Source organism: Propioniciclava sinopodophylli (assembly GCF_004324755.1).
Taxonomy (GTDB): domain Bacteria; phylum Actinomycetota; class Actinomycetes; order Propionibacteriales; family Propionibacteriaceae; genus Propioniciclava; species Propioniciclava sinopodophylli.
This window is the reverse complement of the sequence record NZ_SDMQ01000001.1, coordinates 103806-122469: the sequence shown is the minus strand read 5'-3', so window position 1 is coordinate 122469 and position 18664 is coordinate 103806. Positions and strand designations below refer to the sequence as shown.

General features: G+C 71.7%; 15 protein-coding genes. 3 read left to right on the top strand and 12 right to left on the bottom strand.

All coding sequences use genetic code 11. The features are described 5' to 3' along the window. Positions 1-2: 2 nt before the first annotated feature. The 5 genes from mshD to ET989_RS00560 form a co-directional block, all read right to left on the bottom strand. On the bottom strand, positions 3-857 hold the full coding sequence (gene mshD, locus ET989_RS00580) for a mycothiol synthase (RefSeq protein ID WP_131166619.1): 855 nt from the start codon (positions 855-857) through the stop codon (positions 3-5). 194 nt (positions 858-1051) lie between these two features. Further along, on the bottom strand, positions 1052-4219 hold the full coding sequence (locus ET989_RS00575; protein ID WP_131166618.1) for a DEAD/DEAH box helicase: 3168 nt from the start codon (positions 4217-4219) through the stop codon (positions 1052-1054). A 127-nt stretch (positions 4220-4346) separates the two neighbouring features. Next, the gene (locus tag ET989_RS00570) at positions 4347-5030 is read right to left on the bottom strand and encodes a response regulator transcription factor (protein ID WP_131166617.1); all 684 of its coding nucleotides are present in this window, start codon (positions 5028-5030) and stop codon (positions 4347-4349) included. A 66-nt stretch (positions 5031-5096) separates the two neighbouring features. Continuing rightward, positions 5097-5537 carry a D-aminoacyl-tRNA deacylase gene (gene dtd, locus ET989_RS00565; protein ID WP_131166616.1) on the bottom strand — a complete coding sequence of 147 codons (441 nt, stop codon included), beginning with the start codon at positions 5535-5537 and terminating at the stop codon, positions 5097-5099. Between the two features lie 41 nt (positions 5538-5578). Then, entirely contained in the window at positions 5579-7222 is a 1644-nt protein-coding gene (locus ET989_RS00560; RefSeq protein ID WP_206662160.1) for a hypothetical protein, read from the bottom strand. 88 nt (positions 7223-7310) lie between these two features. On the opposite strand from ET989_RS00560, the gene ET989_RS00555 reads away from it, so the two are divergent. Together ET989_RS00555 and ygfZ are read left to right on the top strand one after the other, a co-directional pair. Next, positions 7311-7811 carry a heme-binding beta-barrel domain-containing protein gene (locus ET989_RS00555; protein ID WP_131166615.1) on the top strand — a complete coding sequence of 167 codons (501 nt, stop codon included), beginning with the start codon at positions 7311-7313 and terminating at the stop codon, positions 7809-7811. A 1-nt stretch (position 7812) separates the two neighbouring features. Next, the gene (gene ygfZ / locus ET989_RS00550; RefSeq protein WP_131166614.1) at positions 7813-8739 is read left to right on the top strand and encodes a CAF17-like 4Fe-4S cluster assembly/insertion protein YgfZ; all 927 of its coding nucleotides are present in this window, start codon (positions 7813-7815) and stop codon (positions 8737-8739) included. Between the two features lie 25 nt (positions 8740-8764). Here ygfZ and ET989_RS14705 read toward each other — a convergent pair whose 3' ends face one another. The 4 genes from ET989_RS14705 to ET989_RS00535 are packed head-to-tail and all read right to left on the bottom strand — an operon-like array spanning position 8765 to position 12254. After that, positions 8765-8908 carry a hypothetical protein gene (locus ET989_RS14705; protein ID WP_165489959.1) on the bottom strand — a complete coding sequence of 48 codons (144 nt, stop codon included), beginning with the start codon at positions 8906-8908 and terminating at the stop codon, positions 8765-8767. Positions 8909-8954: 46 nt separating this feature from the next. Beyond that, on the bottom strand, positions 8955-10337 hold the full coding sequence (locus ET989_RS00545) for a sugar nucleotide-binding protein (protein ID WP_131166907.1): 1383 nt from the start codon (positions 10335-10337) through the stop codon (positions 8955-8957). A gap of 2 nt (positions 10338-10339) precedes the next feature. Then, a complete protein-coding gene (gene rfbB, locus ET989_RS00540; protein ID WP_131166613.1) occupies positions 10340-11338 on the bottom strand; it encodes a dTDP-glucose 4,6-dehydratase in 999 nt (332 codons plus the stop codon). Between the two features lie 10 nt (positions 11339-11348). Next, a complete protein-coding gene (locus tag ET989_RS00535) occupies positions 11349-12254 on the bottom strand; it encodes a hypothetical protein (RefSeq protein WP_131166612.1) in 906 nt (301 codons plus the stop codon). Positions 12255-12351: 97 nt separating this feature from the next. Here ET989_RS00535 and rfbA point away from each other — a divergent pair, with 97 nt between their 5' ends. Further along, complete coding sequence (rfbA, locus tag ET989_RS00530) at positions 12352-13227, top strand: glucose-1-phosphate thymidylyltransferase RfbA (protein ID WP_131166611.1); 876 nt, start codon at positions 12352-12354, stop codon at positions 13225-13227. A gap of 22 nt (positions 13228-13249) precedes the next feature. Here rfbA and ET989_RS00525 read toward each other — a convergent pair whose 3' ends face one another. The 3 genes from ET989_RS00525 to ET989_RS00515 all read right to left on the bottom strand — a co-directional run bounded on the left by ET989_RS00525 (position 13250) and on the right by ET989_RS00515 (position 18586). Then, positions 13250-14527: a hypothetical protein gene (locus ET989_RS00525; protein WP_131166610.1), complete on the bottom strand. Its 1278-nt coding sequence runs from the start codon at positions 14525-14527 to the stop codon at positions 13250-13252. A gap of 100 nt (positions 14528-14627) precedes the next feature. Then, positions 14628-16493, bottom strand: a complete 1866-nt coding sequence (gene typA / locus ET989_RS00520; RefSeq protein WP_131166609.1) for a translational GTPase TypA — start codon at positions 16491-16493, stop codon at positions 14628-14630. A gap of 101 nt (positions 16494-16594) precedes the next feature. Beyond that, the gene (locus ET989_RS00515) at positions 16595-18586 is read right to left on the bottom strand and encodes a DUF6541 family protein (RefSeq protein WP_131166608.1); all 1992 of its coding nucleotides are present in this window, start codon (positions 18584-18586) and stop codon (positions 16595-16597) included. Between the last annotated feature and the right edge of the window lie 78 nt (positions 18587-18664).

The following is an 18664-nucleotide window of genomic DNA, read 5'->3' as shown; positions in this document are numbered from 1 at the left end:
TCTCAGTCCCGGGTGGCCGGGCGATAGAGGGTATCGGTGTGGAATACCGCGAACCCACTGCGCTCGTACAGGGCGACCGCAGGGGCGTTGACCGCGTCGACATAGAGGATCACCCGCGTCGCGCCCGTGCCGGCCAGGTGGGCCAGCCCGGCATCCAGCAGGATGCCGCCCAGGCCGCGCCCGGCGCCGCGGGGGTGGACGCCGAGCACGTACACCTCGCCGGTGTTGCCGGGGTGACGCTTGGTCCAGTGGAAGCCGACGACGCCCTCGGCGTCCTCGGCGAGGATGAGGCCTGCCGGGTCCCACCAGTCCTCCGCGCGCCGGTTGGCGAGGTCATCGGCCGAGAAGTGCCCCTGCTCGGGGTGGTCGGCGAACGCGGCCGCGTTCACGGCGAGGAAGGCGTCGGTGTCGGCGTCGGTGAAGGGGCGCAGGGTGACACCGTCCGGCACGGGCCGGCCGGGGGCGTCTCCGATCGCGCGCTCCATGATGTGCAGGCCACGGGCCGGGACGAGGTCACGGGAGGCCGCGAAGCGCTGGGCGGCGTGCAGGTCGCCGAAGGCCCAGAGTGCGGGCTCGGCGACGTCGGCGACCAAGGCGGTGTGCAGGGATGTGCCGTGGCCTGCCCGACGGTGGCCGGGGTGCACGAAGAGCTGGGCGGTCGCGTTCGTGGGCTGCCACTGGGCGTACCCGACAACGGTGTCGCCCTCGGTCGCGAGCCAGTGCAAGGCGTCCTCGCGCCCCAGCTGGAGGCGGGCCTCCTCGTTCAGCGGGGCCACACCGTCGGCCGCCTCGGCGGCCGCGGCGAGGGCGCTCACGGCGGCGCGTTGGCGCCCGGACAGGCTGCTGAGTGGCTCCACGAGGACACCCTAGCCGTCGGTTCGGGCCTGCGGGCCGGGCTCGGGCGAGGCGGGCGGATCCGTCCGCGCCGTGCCCTGCGGGGCCTCGGACCGCGCGTTGGCCGGCGGAGGCTCGGACCTCGGGCTGGGCTGGGGTGATCGCGCCGCCGCGGTTTCGCTTGTCAGGTGCGTCCACATGCTGGACAGGCGTGCTGTCAGGGCAGGAGGAGGCCGCGGATGTCGTCCGCGCTGAGCGGCGCGACCATGTCGGACGCCGCGCCCACGACCTCGTCGAAGAGATGGCGCTTGGAGTCGGCCAGCGCCACGACCTTCTCCTCGATGGTGTCGGCCGAGACCAGCCGGTACACGTTGACCGGCTTGTCCTGCCCGATGCGGTGGGCGCGGTCGATGGCCTGGGCCTCGGCCGCCGGGTTCCACCAAGGGTCGAGGATGAACACGTAGTCGGCCTCGGTCAGCGTGAGGCCGAAGCCGCCTGCCTTGAGGGAGATCAGGAACACCGGGTCGTCGCCGGTGCGGAACGCGCCGATCCGGGCCGCGCGGTCGCGGGTCCGCCCGTCCAGGTAGGAGTAGCTGATGCCCTCGTCGTCCAGCCTCTGGCGCACCAGCGCGAGGAAGCCGGTGAACTGGCTGAACACCAGCGCGCGGTGTCCTCCGGCGACGACCTCGTCCAGCAGCTCCAGCAGGGTGTCGATCTTCGCCGAGTGGGCCGGGTACTCCTCGTCGATGAGGGCGGGGGAGAGGCTGAGCTGTCGCAGCAGGGTGAGCGAGCGCAGGATTGTCACCCGGTTCCGGCCCAGCTCGTCGACCAGGCCCAGCACCTTCTGCCGCTCGCGGGCCAGGTGGCGGTCGTAGAGGCGGCGGTGCGGGCCGGCCAGCTCCACGGGCACGACCTGCTCCTGCTTGTCGGGTAGCTCGGCGGCGACGGCGGACTTGGTGCGCCGCAGCACCAGCGGGCGGATGCGGCGGTGGAGGCGGGCCAGGGCGTCCGCGTCGCCGGCCTCGACGGGCTTGCGGTACGCCTCGGTGAACGCCTGCGGGTGCGGGAACAGGCCGGGTGCGGTGATCGACAGCAGCGACCACAGATCCATCAGGTTGTTCTCCAGCGGGGTGCCGGTGAGCGCGATCTTCACACGGGAGCGCAGCTTCCGGACGGCCTGGTACGCCTGCGAGCGGTGGTTCTTGACGAACTGTGCCTCGTCCAGCAGGACGGCCGACCAGTCCAGCTCGGCGTAGGCGTCCGCCTCCAGCCGCAGCAGCGTGTAGCTGGTGACCACGATGTGCGCCCCGGCCACGGCGTCCGCCAGCGGGGTCCGGCGGCGCTTGTGGGACTCGGTGATGGACGTCACCCGCAGCCCCGGTGTGAACTTGGCCGCCTCCGCCACCCATGTGCCCAGCACGGAGGTGGGCGCGACGACGAGCACCGGGGCGGTCAACTCGCCCGCCTCGTGGGCGGACTGCGCCAGCGCGAGCGTCTGGAGCGTCTTGCCCAGGCCCATCTCGTCGGCGAGGATGCCGCCCAGCCGCGTCCGCCACAGGAACGACAGCCACGAGAAGCCGGTGTGCTGGTAGGGGCGCAGGTCGGCGTCCAGGCCGTCGGGCAGCGGGGTCTCGGGGAGCTCGTCGAGGTCCATGAGCGCCCCGACGGATTCCTGCCAGGCGGCCGACTGCTCGGCCACGACGCCCAGCTCGACGAGTTCGGCCCACAGGCCCACGTGCTCGGGCCGAAGGCGGAAGGTGTCGCCGTCGGCCTCGACCAGCAGGCGCGCCTCCTCTATGAGGGCGCGCAGCTGCCCCAACTCGGGCCGGTCGAGGTCGAACCATGTGCCGGAGTCGAGCAGGAGGTGGTCCTGCCCGAGGGTGAGGGCGGCGAACAGCGCCGCGAACGGGACGACCTCGCCGTCGACGGTCACCTCCACCGCCAGGTTGAACCAATCTCCCGCCGTGGGCTCGCTGACGGTGAGGGAGACGACCGGCGCCGCCTCGGCGCGGCGGAAGGTCGGCGCCGGGCGGGAGAGTTCGACCTCGACGTCGTCGCGCTCCTGCAGCATGGGTAGCGTGCGTGCTGTGAACCCGAACAGGGCGCGCCCGGTGAGGAAGGAGGGCCGCAGCTCCGGCTCGCCGCGCGGGCCGACCACGCTCCAGGGCCCCTCGGGCACGCTCCGGGCCAGCGCGGACTCGGCGTGGAGGTCGCGGATCGGCGGGTCGGACGCCGCGGGCGCCAGCCCGAGCGAGTGGACGTCGCCGCCCAAGCGGTAGCGGAAGCCCCACCGCACGGTCGCGCTGCCCTCGCCGAACTCGACGGTGCACACCAACGTGGGTGGGCTGCCCTCGGGGATCTCGACGCCGTCGTCGACCACGACCGCCATGCGGCGACGCAACGCCGGGAGGAACCCGGCGCCGAACAGGGCCAGGTCGGCCTCCGGTACCGTCACGGTGGCGGGTTGGGTGAAGAGCTGGTGCTCGGCCTGGTCCAGCGGCCGTTCGAGGCGGGCCAGGATGAGCCGGCCCTCGTGCAGGAAGGCGGCGCCGTGGGCCGGACGCCCCACCAGCGACTGCCAGTCCAGAGCGACCTCCTCGCCCTCCAGCAGAACACGCGGGTCGAGCCGGACCGCTCCGTCGGCACGGTGCAGGTGCAGCACCGGCACGAGCGGGTCGGCCAACAGTTCCGGGGTGGGCAGCGGGCGCCGGTCGGGCCCCTCGCCCGGCACCAGCGGGACGCCGGTCGCGCGAGCGCGGGCCAGGACCTCCCAGACGTCGGTGTGCAGCTCCCGCAGGGGCAGGGCGTCGGCCCGATGGCCGTAGGCGTACTCGTTGCGGCGGCGGGAGTCCAGCAGGGCCAGCACGGCCTCGCGCTGCTCGGGGTCGAACACCGCCGGGCTAAGGCGTACGTCGTCCCAGGTGGCGCCCGCCTTGATCCACGCGTCGCGGTGGCCGGGGCGCAGCGGGCGCAGGGTGAACTCGCGGCCGGACGCGTTCACCTGCAGTGCCAGCAGGGTCGTGCCGCGCCCCGAGCTCGGGCGTGGCACCAGCGGGGAGAGGGCGAGCTGCCAGGAGGCCGGCCCCCGGCGTCCGGCCGAGCGGCGGGCCGCCAGCAGCAGCGCGGCCGAGTGCTTGCAGTCCCGCCGGACGGGGCAGGTGCAGGTGGCCACCAGCGACGTGGGGCCCGCCGTGGCCACGACGGAGCACTGGTAGGCCTCGCGGGCGCTGCCCAGCACGGTGGCCATCACCAGGTCCCCGGCCGACCGGATCGCGCGCACGCGCCCGTCCTCGGCATAGGACTGCCCGCGCGCGGCGGTCTCCGCGCCGAAGCGGCGTTCGAGGTCGGTGTCGGAATAGGAGGACACCCAGTCGGGGATCGTCATCGCACCCTAGATCGTACGGCGTCCGGCCCCCGCCGGTCGCCGGGCGTCGCGTCGGGCTCGCTCCGCGGTCCGTGAGGTGCGAGCGGAGCGAGCCTCGAAGGGCGCGCCCCAACGGACCCGGGAGCCGCTAGGCGGACGCCTCGCTGCGGCGGGCGTCGGGGGCGAAGCGGTAGCCGACGTTGCGGACGGTACCGATGAGGGTCTCGTGCTCGACGCCGAGCTTGGCGCGCAGGCGGCGGACGTGGACGTCGACCGTCCGGGTGCCGCCGTAGTAGTCGTAACCCCACACGTCCGACAGGAGGGTCTCGCGCGTGAACACGCGCCCGGGCTGCTGGGCGAGGTACTTCAGCAGCTCGAACTCGGTGTAGGTCAGGTCGAGGGGGCGGCCGTTGAGGGAGGCCGAGTACGCGGACTCGTCGATGACGAGCCCGCCGGCCGACAGCACGCCCGCCGACTCCTCGCGGCGGATGGCCAGGCGGATGCGGGCGTCCACCTCGGCGGGCCCGGCTCCGTCCACAACGATGTCGCGGACGCCCCACTCGCTGCTGACGGCGGCGAACCCGCCCTCGCTGAGGACCAGCAGGATCGGCGTCTCGTTGCCTGCGGCCTCCAGCAGCCGGCACATCTGCCGCGCGACGGCGAGGTCGCTGCGGCCGTCCAGCACGACGATGTCGGCGCGGGCCGCCTCGGTGGCGACGGCCGTGTCGGGCCTCAGTTCGCGGACGGTGTGGGGGAGGAGGCCGAGGACGCCGAACGCGAGTTCACCCGACGCGTGGTGCGCGCGTGGGCTGACCGCGAGGACCTGGGCCATCTGCTGCCCCCCTTCCGACCGCCGTGGCGGTCGGCCCCAGTCTAGGGGCGGAGAGGGTGCGGGAGTTCAGCGTGACCAGATGGCGCTGTCGAGGAGGATGGTCACCGGCCCGTCGTTCACGAGCTCCACGGCCATGTCGGCGCCGAACCGTCCGGTTGCCACCCGGGCCCCGCGCGCCCGGAGGGCGGCCACGAAGGCGTCCACCAGCGGCTCGGAGACCGCGCCCGGCGCCGCCTCGTTCCAGGACGGCCGGCGCCCCTTGCGGACGTCGGCGTACAAGGTGAACTGGCTGACGACCAGCACGGGCGCGTCCAGGTCGGCGGCCGAGAGTTCGTCGCGCATGATGCGGAGCCCCCAGACCTTGTCGGCCAGCCGGTCCACGTCCGCCTGCGTGTCGTCGTGCGTGGCGCCGACCAGCAGGCACAGGCCGGGGCCGTCGATGGAACCGACGACCTCGCCCGCCACCGTGACGGACGCCCGGGTGACCCGCTGGACGACGACCCTCATGCCTGCCTCACAGGCTCGTGATGCTCACAGGTACGCGGTGCTCACTGGTACGAGATGAAGTGTGGTGTGGGGTGCACCTGCTCCACGGTCTGCTTCGGTGTGAGCATCGGGATGTCCTCGTCCTCGAAGTTCTTCCAGCCCAGCCACACGCGCGGGGGCAGGTCGCGGCGGATGACCGACCATGTGCCCTGCTTGGCGCCCTGGCCGCCCTGGCCGTCCACGTGCACGAGGTACTGCACCTCGGGCCGGGAGGTGTCGAGGCGGGCCCGGTCGATGATCATCCGGGTCTGGAACTGGTGCAGCGTCAGCACCTTCGGCGGCAGCTCGTGCTCGGCGACCAGGTCGGCCAGCCATGCCCCGACCTCGTTGACCTCGTCGATGTGCACCTGTCCGATCTGGCGCAGGTGCTTCTGGTCGGGCTTGAGGCGCCACTCCGGGTCCAGGGCCAGGCCCACGGTGGGGCGGAGCAGCAACTCCTCGTAGCGCTTGGCCTGCTCGAGGAACCCGGTGCGGCCGGGCTGCAGGTCGAGCACCACGTAGATGTCGTTGGCCTCGGCGGCCTCGACCCACGGCATGAGCTTCTCGATCGGCGTCTCGTAGGAGTAGTCGCCGTCGTCGCCGGCCGCCGCCGAGGCGACAGTGGTGATGATCTCGAACGAGCCGATGACGGTCTGCCCGGGCATGAGCGCCCGGTACTCGTCGACCAGCCTCCCCAGGCGGCGGACGGCCTCGGCCGGCGGCTGCTCGCCCATCATGCCGAGGGCGGCAGTCTCGGGGTGGCCGTAGAACGCGATCATGTGGCGCCCGGGGAGCGGCGCGATGCCGCCGCCGGGGAGCTCGTCGGCGGTGCGGGTGACCTTCACCTGGGTGGCGAACTGCTCGTCGGTGCCGAAGCCCTCGCCGACGGCGACGACGGGCCCGGGGTTGGCCTTGAGCAGCGCGGTCGACTCGACCGTCGCGCCGGGGTGCGGCGCGGGGACCTGCTGCGGCTGGACGCCTGCGGCGGCCAGCGTCGCCAGCACGGCGGGGACGGCCTCGCCGGACACCACGGCGAGCGCGGCCGGGGCGGGCGCTGCGACGGGCAGGCCGGGCACCGACAGCTCGGCCGCGGTGGCCGGGGCCGGGATGACCTCGCGGCCGCCGACGTGGGCCGGCGTCCCGTAGGCGATGACGGTGCGGGTCTGCAGGCGGTCCAGTTCTGCGGCCAGGTCGGGGGTGTCCACGAACAGGGGAACGCCCAGCTCGCGGGCAAGGCCGGCCGCGACCTGCACCGGGTCGGTCGCCGGCTCCTCCGCGGGTGCGGCGGACGCCGTGGGTGTCGCGGTGGCGGACGCGCTGGGCGAGGGCCGGGCAGACGCCGTGGGCGATGCCGCCGGGGACGCGGAGGCGGAGGGGGTCGGCGGGGTGGCGTCCGCCAGCACGACCACGGCGGTCGCCGCGGCCAGCAGCGCGCGGGAGGCGGCCAGCGCACCCGCGGCGTCCGGGGTGACGACGACGTCGGCGGCGGGGGTGCGGGTCACGACCTGGTGGGCGTTCGGGTCGAGGCGGGGCGTCTCCTCGGGCCCGACGGGGCCGCCGGGTGAGGTGGAGGGGTTGGGGGCGGGCCCGTCCGCGGTGCAGCCCGCGACGAGCAACAGGGATCCTGAGGCGGCGGTGGACAGGAGGAGGTTCCGACGGGTGATCATCGGTGTCCACCCTAGCCCCAGAGGTTGCGGAATCATCCCGTAGGCGCGAGCGTTGGGGTGTCGAAGCACCTACCGAGGAGAATGCCCCGTGTTCGAGATCCCGTCCGACCTCAACCCCGCCCTCGCCGGGCTCGCCTGGCTGCGTGGCCGCTGGGAGGGCACCGGTTTCCGCGAGTGGCCAGGTGAGGGGAAGGTGGAGTTCGGCGTCCAGATCGACTTCGTCGAGAACGGTGGGGACTACCTGCACTACCTCGCGCAGATGTTCCTCCTGGACGGCGAGGGTCGACCCGAGCGGCCCCTCACCATCGAGACCGGCTTCTGGCGCGCGAACGCCAAGGCCGAGGCCGACGTCGTCATGTGCAGCCCCGAGGGGTACTCCGAGATCTGGTTCGGCAAGCTCCAGCCGGGACGCGTCGACCTGACCACCGACGCCGTCGTGCGCTCGCCGAACGCCCCGGTGGAGTACTCGGCCGGACGCCGCCTCTACGGCAACGTCAACGGCCAGTTGATGTACAGCTTCGACCGGGCCACCACCGATGAGGCGCTGCGCCCCTACATGTGGGCGACTCTCAACCGCGTGGGGTCCTGACGTGGGGAGGCCGGTCCTGAACGAGGCCGGGCCGGACGCCGGCGTCCCGTGGCACCACGGCGAGCCGCTGCGCGAGCAGCGCCGCCTCGCCTCGGGAGAGGCCACGGTCGACCTGTCGCACCGGCCGGTGTTCACCATCAGCGGCCCCGACCGCCTCACCTGGCTGCACGCCATCACGTCCCAGGCCTTCGAGGGCCTGGCGCCGGGCGTGTGGACGACGGCGTTCGTCCTCGACCCGAACGGCCGCATCGAGCACGTCCTGGGCGGCGTGGACGACGGGGAGACCTTCTGGGCCACCACCGAACCCGGCCACGCCGAGGCGTTGCTGGCCTGGCTGCGCCGCATGGTGTTCGCCTCGCGCGTCGAGCTGGCCGATGTGTCGGCCACCCACGCGATGGTGATCGCCGGCGGCCCCCGCATCTGCGCCCGCGACGAGCTGGACGCCGTGCTGGGCGCCGAGCGCGCGGGCACGTGGGCGTCCGAGGCGCTGCGCATCGCCGCCGGCGAGCCGCGGGTCTTCCTCGACACCGACGAGCGGACCATCCCCAACGAGGTCGCGATGCCGGACGGACTGGCGCTCGGCTCGGGCGTCCACCTGCAGAAGGGCTGCTACCGCGGCCAGGAGACCGTCGCACGCGTCCACACGCTCGGACGCCCCCCGCGCCGCCTCACGTTGCTGCACTTCGACGGCTCGGACGAGCGCCTGCCGGAGGTGGGCGCGGACGTGCTGCTCGACGGCAAGGCGGTGGGCCGCATGGGCAGCTCGGCGATCCATCACGAACTCGGTCCGATCGGGCTGGCGCTGCTCAAGCGCAACACACCGCTGGACGCCACCCTCGTCGTCGACGGGCTGGTCGCCGCGCAGGAGGCGCTGGTCGACCCCGAGGTCGGCCTGCACGTGCGCCCCCACCTGCGCCCGGCCCCCTGAGCCTGTCGAAGGGGCTTTGGCCAGCTCAGCCAACCGGCTTCCGCGCCAGCACGTACAGGTGCTCGGCGGCGCCCTCGTGCGGCAGCGGGCCGCGGCGGTACCACTCGACGTCCGCCATCCCGGCGGACGCCACGGCCGCCAGCACGTCGGACTGGTCGTGCTCGACCACGACGACGTCGACAGGGTGTCCAAGCCGGGCCCGCGCCGCGCGCGCCTCAGGCGAGGTGGGCGGCCAGGGCCTCGTCGGCGTCGCGCGGGGTGAAGCCCGTCGCCTTGATCTTGTCCAGGGACAGCGCGCTGTGCCGCGGGCGCGGGGAAACGACCTTGCCGGCGGCGAACTCCTCGGTGGTCTGCGGCGACACAGCCGCGGCGTCGTGGCCGGTCAACGTGAACACCTGCCGGGCGATCTCGAACCAGGAGCGGATCGGGCCGTCGTTGGTGACGTTGTAGGTGCCGGCCTCCGGCCGGGTCGCCAGCAGGTGCACGACCGCGTCGGCGAGCGTGTCGGTGAACGTCAGGCGTCCGAACTGGTCATCGACCACCGACGGCGTGGCCCCCTTGGCGGCCAGGCCGGCCATCGTGGCGACGAAGTTGCGGCCCTCGCCGATCACCCAGCTCGTGCGCACCACGTAGTGGTCGGGGAGCGTGGCCACGAGCGCGTCGCCGGCGGCCTTGGTCACCCCATAGACGCCGAGCGGGCTGAAGGGCTCCTCCTCGGTGTGCTCGGTGACGGTGCCGTCGAAGACGTAGTCGGAGGAGACGTGGACCAGGGTGGCGCGGTGCGCGCGGGCGGCCTCGACGAGGTTCGCCACGGCGGTGACGTTGCCGGCCCAGGCGTCGCGGCGGCCCTCGTCGGTCTCGGCGGCGTCCACGGCAGTCCAGGCGGCGGCGTTGATGATCGTGCCCACGCCGGAGAAGTCGTACGCGCGGACGGCCTCGGCGTCGGTGAGGTCCAGTGCGTCGCGGCCCAGCGCCACGGCGTCCGGCAGGACGGCCTGCAGCGCCCGGCCCAGCTGGCCGGTCGCGCCGGTGATGACGGTGCGCCGCGGCGCCATCGGGGTGACGTCGGCCAGCCGCGGGTGGGCCAGGTCGGCGTCGGAAACGATCGCCTCCGACAGCGGGATCGGCCACGCGATCGCCGCCGTCTCGTCGGCGAGGTTGAGGTAGGTGTAGGACTCGCGGGCCGCCGGCGACCAGTGGTCGTTGACCAGGTAGGAGTAGGTCGTGTCCGCCTCCAGCGCCTGGTAGCCGTTGGCGACCCCGCGGGGCACGAAGACGGCCTTGTCGGTGCCCATCTCGAGGGTGAAGGTGGCCCCGAAGCTCACGCCGGGGCGCAGGTCGACCCACGCGCCCAGGATGCGCCCCTGGGCGAGGCTGATGAGCTTGTCCCACGGCTCGGCGTGCAGCCCGCGGGTCACGCCCGCCTCGGCGTTGTAGCTCATGTTGTTCTGGACGGGGCCGAAGTCGGGCAGCCCGAGGCCGACCATCTTGGCGCGCTGCCAGTTCTCCTTGAACCAGCCGCGGGAGTCCCCGTGCAGCGGCAGGTCGATGACCAGCAGCCCGGGGATCGAGGTGGTGTGAACAGCCAGGTCGGCCACGGTCACTGGCCCGTCTTCGCATACTTGGCCTCGGTGGCCTGCTTCATCGGACGCCACCACGCCTCGTTGGCGCGGTACCAGTCGATGGTGGCGGCCAGGCCGTCCTCGAAGTGGGTGTACCGCGGCGTCCAGCCGAGCTCGGTGCGCAGCTTGGTGGAGTCGATCGCATAGCGCAGGTCGTGGCCGGGGCGGTCGGTGACGTGCTCGTAGGCGTCGGCGGGGTGGCCCATGAGGCGCAGGATCATCTCGACGACGGCCTTGTTGTTCATCTCGCCGTCGGCGCCGATGAGGTAGGTCTCGCCGATCCGGCCCGCCTCGATGATGCGCAGCACGGCCGAGTTGTGGTCGTCGACGTGGATCCAGTCGCGGACGTTCTGTCCCGCGCCGTACAGCTTGGGGTGGACGCCGTCGATCAGGTTGGTGATCTGGCGGGGGATGAACTTCTCCACGTGCTGGCGGGGCCCGTAGTTGTTGGAGCAGTTGCTGAGCGTCGCCTCGACGCCGAAGGAGCGCACCCACGCCCGCACGAGCAGGTCGCTGCCGGCCTTGGTGGCCGAGTAGGGCGAGCTGGGGTTGTACGGGGTGGTCTCGTGGAACCGCTCCGGGTCGTCGAGCTCCAGGTCGCCGTAGACCTCGTCGGTGCTGATGTGGTGGTAGCGGGCACCGTGGCGGCGGACGGCCTCCAGCAGCGCGAACGTGCCCACCAGGTTGGTGTCGACGAACGGGCTGGGGTCGTTGAGGGAGTTGTCGTTGTGCGACTCGGCGGCGAAGTGGACGACGACGTCGGCCCCGCGGACGAGGCCGTCCAGCAGCTCGGTGTCGCAGATGTCGCCGACGACGAGGTCGACCCGGTTCTCGGGCAGGCCGTCCAGCGAGGCGGTGTTGCCCGCGTAGGTGAGCTTGTCCAGCACGGTCACGGTGTGGTCGGTGTCGTCGACGACCGACCGGACGAAGTTGCTTCCGATGAAGCCGGCACCGCCGGTCACGAGGTAATGGGCCACGACGTCCAGCCTATCCCGCAATGGACCCGGTGCCAGATGCTGGAACGGGGGTGCGCCAGCGATTCACCTCCGAGCGACACGTGAAGGTGAAGCTGGTGATCAGCACCACTGCGCACAAGCCCCAGAGCAGGGTGTCGTGCGTCACGACCCGCGGGCTCACCCCTTCTCGCATCGCTTCCCACTCGTGAGCCGAGGGAGCCGCGCCGCTTTCGGCCGTCAGGAGGGCGAGCAGAGTGTCAGAGTAGGTCGCGAACAGGCGATCCTGCAGCGACTCCACCCGGTACCCCAGCGGATCAGCCACGATGTGGCCGACACCCGCTGTGATCGAGGAGATAAGCACGGAACCGATCGCGGGGGTGGGGAAGGACCACGCCATCAGTGCCACCTCGCGCACCAAGCAGGCCAGCCCTCCGGCCAGGCCAAACCCGACCGTTGAGGACGCGAGGACACCAAGCGGGTCCAAGCTGAGTGGTGTCTGGGATGTCGCCAGTGCAGGCGCCGTTGCGGCGATTCCTGCGAGAAACCCGAGCCCACCGCCCCAACCGACAGCGGAGGCCAAGCTCATCAACGTCGTGTGCGTCCGGTGCGGCGGGGTCAGGAACGCGCGCAGGACGGCCCACGCCACCAGAAGCACGGCGGCAACCCACAGGTAGGGAGCCAGCAGGGTCGTGCGCAGGAACAGGCGCATCGTCTCCCCGGCCACTGGCCCCAAATGTTCGGGGTTCGCGAAGTAGCTGACCATGACCAGCGCGAAGAGAGCGAGCATGATCACGTAGAACTTGAGAGTGACCCGGATGTGGGCGCTCCACGACTCCCACGAGGCGAAGAGCTTCGCCCAGCGTCTCTGCTCGTCGGACTGAAAATGGCGAAGGCGGACGGCGAATCGCTGCTGCACGGTTTGCATGAAGCTGTTCATAGGTCTCCTGTCGTGGGTGGGACACCAGGAGGGTATGACTCGGGTCGGACATTCTCCCGCGGTGCGCCGATGGAGGAGGTGCGCCACAATGGGCCCCATGCGCGGAATCATCCTGGCCGGTGGCTCTGGTACCCGGTTGCACCCGGTCACCCAGGCGACGAGCAAGCAACTTGTCCCGGTCTACGACAAGCCCATGATCTACTACCCGCTCTCCACGCTGATGTTCGCGGGCATCTCGGACGTGCTGGTGATCACGACCCCGCACGAGGCGGAGGCGTTCCAGCGGCTGCTGCGCGACGGCTCGCAGTTCGGCATCAACATCAGCTACGCCACGCAGCCCGAGCCCAAGGGGCTGGCGCAGGCGTTCACCATCGGCGCCGACTTCGCCCGGGGTGAGAAGTGCGCGCTGGTGCTGGGCGACAACATCTTCTACGGGCCGGGACTGGGCCGACAGCTGCGCGGCTTCAGCGAGGTCGACGGCGCCGCCGTGTTCGCCTACTGGGTCTCCGATCCCACCGCCTACGGCGTGGTCGAGTTCGACGACGCGTTCAAGGCCATCTCCATCGAGGAGAAGCCGGCCCACCCGAAGTCGAACTACGCCGTGCCGGGCCTGTACTTCTACGACGAGCAGGTCACCGACATCGCCGCGAACCTGCAGCCCTCGGCGCGCGGGGAGTACGAGATCACCGACGTGAACCGCGTCTACCTCGAGCAGGGCAAGCTGCAGGTCGGCGTCCTGACCCGCGGCACCGCGTGGCTGGACACCGGCACGTTCGACTCCCTCAACGACGCCAGCAACTTCGTCCGCACCATCCAGGCCCGTCAGGGCCTGCAGGTCGGCTGCCCGGAGGAGGTCGCCTGGCGCATGGGGTTCCTGTCCGACGACGAACTGCGCACCCGCGCCGAGGCGCTGGTGAAGTCCGGGTACGGCGACTACCTGCTCGGGCTGCTGGAGTCGGGCCGGGTCGGCTGATCCCGGCCGGCGACCCCGGCGCTCAGGCCCTGGTCCAGGTGCCGCAGTCGAAGGTGTAGAAGCCGGCGTCCGACGCGGCGATCGTGACGGTCGGGCGCGTCTGGCCCGAGCCGTTGTCGATGGTGTCGTTCGGGCCGAGCCCGGTGAAGGCGCGTGTCCGCTCCCAGTAGCACTGGGAGCCGCCGGCGGCGGTGTAGGTGCCGGGCTGGATGTGCTCGCCCACCACGTGGTGGCCGGGGTCGGCGATCGAGGTGGCCGGGGCCTGCGGGAACGTCTGCTCGACGAGGCGCCACGTGCCGCACCGGGATGCCGAGAAGGCCACGTCGGTCGGCGCGATGGTCACGATCGAGGTCGGCATGCCGTAGTCCTGGGCGATGATGTCACCGTCGCCGTTCAGCCCCCTGAGGCGCTTCCAGTGGCAGCTCGCGTCGTTGGGCCCGCTGGCCCGGTAGGTGCCCGGCTTGAGGTTCACTCCGATCCGGTGGGTGCCGTCTCCGAAGGGGGCCTGGGCGGGCGGGCGGCGGACGCCGAGGGTGTCGGCCCCGTCGCCGTCCCAGTCGCCGGTGAACGACGTGTCCTCGGGGTTGCCGTAGCCGAACACGACGTCCGCGTTGCCCGTGGTGAGCGTGTTGCGCAGGTAGTAGGTGTGCCCGCGGCGGACGGCCAGGCTGTCGCCGTCCTGGGCGTCCCAGTTGCCCACGAGCACGGTGTCGCCGTCGTCGCCGTAGGAGAAGACGCTGTCGGCGTACCCCGTCGCGATCGAGTTCTTCACGAAGTACTGGTTGCCGCGGCGCACGGTGAGGGTGTCGACGCCGTCGCCGTCCCAGTCGCCGACGAGCACCACGTCGCCCGGGTTGCCGTAGGCGATGACCTTGTCGGCGTAGCCGGAGCTGATCGAGTTCTTGAAGAAGTAGGTGTTGCCGCGGCGGACGGCCAGCGTGTCGACGCCGTCGCCGTCCCAGTCGCCGGCCAGCACGACGTCGCCGGCGTCGCCGTAGGAGACCACCTTGTCGGCCACGCCGGTGCTGTTGCTGTTGCGGATGAGGAACTGGTTGCCGCGGCGCAGCATCGGGGTGTCTGTCGCGTTGCCGTCCCAGTCGCCGAAGAACACGACGTCGGTCACGTCGCCGAACGGGAACACCGTGTTCGCCGTGCCGGTGAAGGAGTCGTTCAGGTAGTACGTGTTGCCCGTCCCGCCCACCGGGGTGCCCTGCGACGAGGCGGGGACGCCCTGGCCGACAGCGAGCAGCGCGGCGGCCGTGGCGACCGCCAGGCCGCGCTTGATGAGGGTGGGTGCCATGTCGGGCCTCTCCGGGGCGAGTGGTGTGTCGGGAGACACCTTGACATGGAGGAGCCACTCCGCGCCACGCCCTCGCCCCGGCTCGGGCACCGCTGTGGCCTCAGGCGTCCTTCTTGGCCCGGCTGCGCGCCTTGGCGCGCTCGTGCCCGACGAGGATCGTCTTGCGCATCCGGACGGTCGCCGGGGTCACCTCGAGGCACTCGTCGGCGCGGCAGAACTCCAGCGCCTGCTCCAGCGAGTGCACGCGCGGGGGCACGAGGCGCTCCAGTTCCTCCCCGGTGGAGGAGCGCACGTTGGTCAGCTTCTTCTCCTTGGTGGGGTTGACGTCCATGTCTTCGTTGCGGGGGTTCTCGCCGACGATCATGCCCTCGTACACGTCCTCGCCGGGGGCGACGAACATGACGCCGCGCTCCTGGAGGTTGAACAGCGCGTACGAGGTGACCGAGCCCATCCGGTCGGCGACCAGCGAGCCGGTGGAGCGGGTCATGATCTCGCCGGCCCAGGGCTCGTAGCCCTCGAAGACGTGGTGCATGATGCCGGTGCCGCGCGTCTGGGTGAGGAACTCGGTGCGGAAGCCGATCAGCCCGCGGGCCGGCACCGTGAACTCGAGGCGCACCCAGCCGGTGCCGTGGTTGGTCATCGACTCCATCCGCCCCTTGCGGGTGCCCATCAGCTGGGTGACGGTGCCGAGGTGCTCTTCGGGGACGTCCACGGTGAGGCGCTCGACCGGCTCGTGCAGCTTGCCGTCGATGGTGCGGGTGAGCACCTCGGGCTTGCCGACGGTCAGCTCGAAGCCCTCGCGGCGCATCATCTCCACCAGCACGGCCAGCTGCAGCTCGCCGCGGCCCTGCACCTCCCACGTGTCGGGGCGCTCGGTCGGGTTGACCTTGATCGACACGTTGCCGATCAGCTCCTGGTCCAGGCGCGCCTTCACCAGGCGGGCAGTGAGCTTCTTGCCCGACTTGCCAGCCAGCGGCGAGGTGTTGATGCCGATGGTCATCGAGATGGACGGCTCATCGACATGGATGATCGGCAGGGCGACGGGGTTGGCCGGGTCGGCCAGCGTCTCGCCGATGGTGATGTCGGGGATGCCCGCGATGGCGACGATGTCGCCGGGGCCCGCCGACTCGGCCGGGACGCGCTCCAGCGCGTTGGTCATCAGCAGTTCGGACAGCTTGAGGTTCTGCACCGAACCGTCGCGGCGCATCCACGCGACGGCCTGACCGCGCTTGAGGGTGCCCTGGACGATGCGGCACAGCGCGAGCCGGCCGAGGTACGGCGAGGAGTCGAGGTTGGTGACCAGCGCCTGCAGGGGGGCGCCCTCGGTGTAGGTCGGGGCCGGGATCGTCTCCATGATGACCTCGAACAGCGGCTCGAGGTTGTCCGATTCGGGCATGGTGCCGTCGGCCGGCTGCGTCCGGGACGCCCGGCCGGCCTTGGCGGCGGCGAACACGATCGGGAAGTCGAGCTTGTCGGCCTCGTCGTCGTCGACCAGGTCCATGAACAGCGAGTAGACCTCGTCGATCACCTCGCTGATCCGGGCGTCCGCCCGGTCGACCTTGTTGATGACCACGATGATCGGCAGGTGCTTGGCCAGCGCCTTGCGCAGCACGAAGCGGGTCTGGGGGAGCGGGCCCTCGGACGAGTCGACCAGCAGGACGACCCCGTCGACCATCTCCAGGCCGCGTTCGACCTCGCCGCCGAAGTCGGCGTGCCCCGGGGTGTCGATGATGTTGATCGTCACCGCCCGGCCGTCGGCCATCGTGTGGGTCACGGCCGTGTTCTTGGCGAGGATCGTGATGCCCTTCTCACGCTCGAGGTCCATCGAGTCCATGACGCGGTTCTCGACGTCCTGGTTCTCGCGGAAGGCGCCGGACTGCCAGAGCATGGCGTCCACCAGGGTGGTCTTGCCGTGGTCGACGTGGGCGATGATGGCTACGTTGCGCAGGTCGGCGCGTGAGGGCATGCGGGGATCTCTCAGACCGTCGATGGGGATTGACGCTCGATTCTACGCGCCGCGGCCCCGATGACGTTAACCGGACGCCCGCGCCACGACCCGCCCGCCGGTCAGCCGCAGGCGGTGACCTCGTACAGCGCGGCGTCGCCCTCGGAGTCCACCAGCCGGAAGCCGGGCATCCACGCGAGGTCGGAGAAGCCCGCGTCGCGGATCCGCTGGAACCGCCCCACCGGGTAGCGGAAGTCGAGTACGTGCGTGATGCCCAGCTCGCGCACCGCCGGGCAGACGGTCGGGTCGATGCCCGCGGTGTCCAGACGTGCGTTGACGATGCGCAGCGGCGGGGACGGCATGTAGAGGATGTGCCGGGTCGTGGTCTTCACGCCCGTCAGCGCGTAGGCCAGCGAGGAGCCGTTGCCCGGCTCGGTCGCCACCACGGCGCCGTCGGGGACGTGCTCGCGCAGGCGCTCCAGCAGCTTCATCTCGTCGGCGTCGACGACCAGGGAGTCGTCGTCGAGCACGTACTGGGCCGCGGCGCGCTCCACGGCGCGGTCGAGGTAATTGGCCGGCTGCGTCATCACGAGCAGGACGCCGAGCAGGCCGACCCCGATGAGGCGGGAGACGGCGAGGTGTGCGCGCGCGGACGGGCGCCCCCACCGGCGGGCCAACCCGGCCCACACCATGTCCAGGGCCCGCTGGAGCCAGCCGAACCCGAGGGTGGCCAGCGGCAAAGAGATGAACACGAGGAACGCCGCGTAGCGATGCGAGTCGTTGTACCAGATGCCGGTCAGGAACATCCGCAGCGGGCTCATGCCGAAGCTGGCGATGATGACCCACAGCAGGGTCACGCCGGCCCACGACCAGAACAGCCACGCCCGCTTGTGCACCAGCGCCGCCCACGCGCCGATGCACATCAGCACGCTGACGAACCACGCCGGGGTGTTCTCCATGGGGGCGTTGAGGATCGCCTGGCCCAGGGCGGCCTGCGTGGTGTGGAACGGCGGCCACGTGGCGGCCGAGGCCGGCGGGCGCACGATCGGCCACAGTGCGAGGATCACCAGCAGGATGGCGGCGAGCCCGGCCACCTGCCACGCGGCGGTCCGCCACGGGATCTCGCCGCGGCGTCCGGCGCGGAACTGCCGGTACAGCCGGGTCACCACGAACGGGATGACCATCAGGCACAGGGTCATGAACACGTTGGGGTGGCTCAGCAGCATGCCGGGCACGGTGACCAGGCCGAGGAAGAGCACCTCGCCGAGGGTGAACCGCGGCACGGTGGCCAGCCCCATCAGCTGGACCACCAGCCCCAGCGCGGCCGGCAGCAGCGCCAGGCCCAGCAGGTTGGGGTACAGGACGCCGAAGTCGAGCAGCCCGATCGGGAACGCGGTGAAGGACGCCGACAGGATGCCCGCCGCCACCAGCGTGGCCGCCTTGGGCGCCATCACCGAGCGGACGAAGAAGATGCAGGCCAGCGGCCACACCAGCGCAACGATCACGTAGAGGACGCCGTTCATCGCCAGCGGCAGGCTCTCGGGCATCGCCTTGAGCACCAGCGAGACGGTGTCGTGGAAGGCCGCCGGGTACAGCGTGGACTCGCCCGGACCGGCGCTCATGGCGCTCAGGGTCAGCGTGGAGGCGTTGTTGGTGTCGACGATGTAGCGCGTTGCCGAGAGGTGGAAGATGTTGTCGTAGGTCTGGGAGATGGCGTCCGGGCGACCGAAGATCCGGACGAAGTGCCGGGTCATCAGCAGGGCGGCGACCACGAAGGAGACCAGCGTCCACAGCGAGTCCATGCCCAGCCAGCGGTCGGGCGTCCTTGCGCCCAGTACGCCGTCGAACCGACGCAGGAGGCCCCACCGGCGCACGACGAACCACAGCGCCACCGTGAGGAGGAGCGCGACGACCGCCGGGGCGATCCACGTCCAGGGCAGGCCGAGCGGGGTCGTCAGGATGGCGGTGACGGCGATGATGGTCAACGAGGTGGCCGGGGCCAGCGCCGCGACCGGGAAACCACGGATGCCCGCCGCCAGCAGGACCGGGACGCCGAGCCCGAACAGCAGCAGGGCCGCGAGCAGCGCCGCGGGAAGGAGGGCCAGCCAAGACATGGTCCCCATCCTGCCCGATCCGCCGTCGGCCCAGCGGCAGCCGCGCGTCGGCCGGACGCCGGCCCGCCCCGTAGGATC

Coding starts and splice junctions, on each gene's coding strand:
- ET989_RS00575 (WP_131166618.1), bottom strand. CDS start 4,219: ATGACGATCCCCGACTGGGTGTCCTCCTATTCCGACACCGACCTCGAA.
- ET989_RS00570 (WP_131166617.1), bottom strand. CDS start 5,030: ATGGCCCAGGTCCTCGCGGTCAGCCCACGCGCGCACCACGCGTCGGGT.
- dtd (WP_131166616.1), bottom strand. CDS start 5,537: ATGAGGGTCGTCGTCCAGCGGGTCACCCGGGCGTCCGTCACGGTGGCG.
- ET989_RS00560 (WP_206662160.1), bottom strand. CDS start 7,222: ATGATCACCCGTCGGAACCTCCTCCTGTCCACCGCCGCCTCAGGATCC.
- ET989_RS00535 (WP_131166612.1), bottom strand. CDS start 12,254: ATGAACAGCTTCATGCAAACCGTGCAGCAGCGATTCGCCGTCCGCCTT.
- rfbA (WP_131166611.1), top strand. CDS start 12,352: ATGCGCGGAATCATCCTGGCCGGTGGCTCTGGTACCCGGTTGCACCCG.
- ET989_RS00525 (WP_131166610.1), bottom strand. CDS start 14,527: ATGGCACCCACCCTCATCAAGCGCGGCCTGGCGGTCGCCACGGCCGCC.
- typA (WP_131166609.1), bottom strand. CDS start 16,493: ATGCCCTCACGCGCCGACCTGCGCAACGTAGCCATCATCGCCCACGTC.
- ET989_RS00515 (WP_131166608.1), bottom strand. CDS start 18,586: ATGTCTTGGCTGGCCCTCCTTCCCGCGGCGCTGCTCGCGGCCCTGCTG.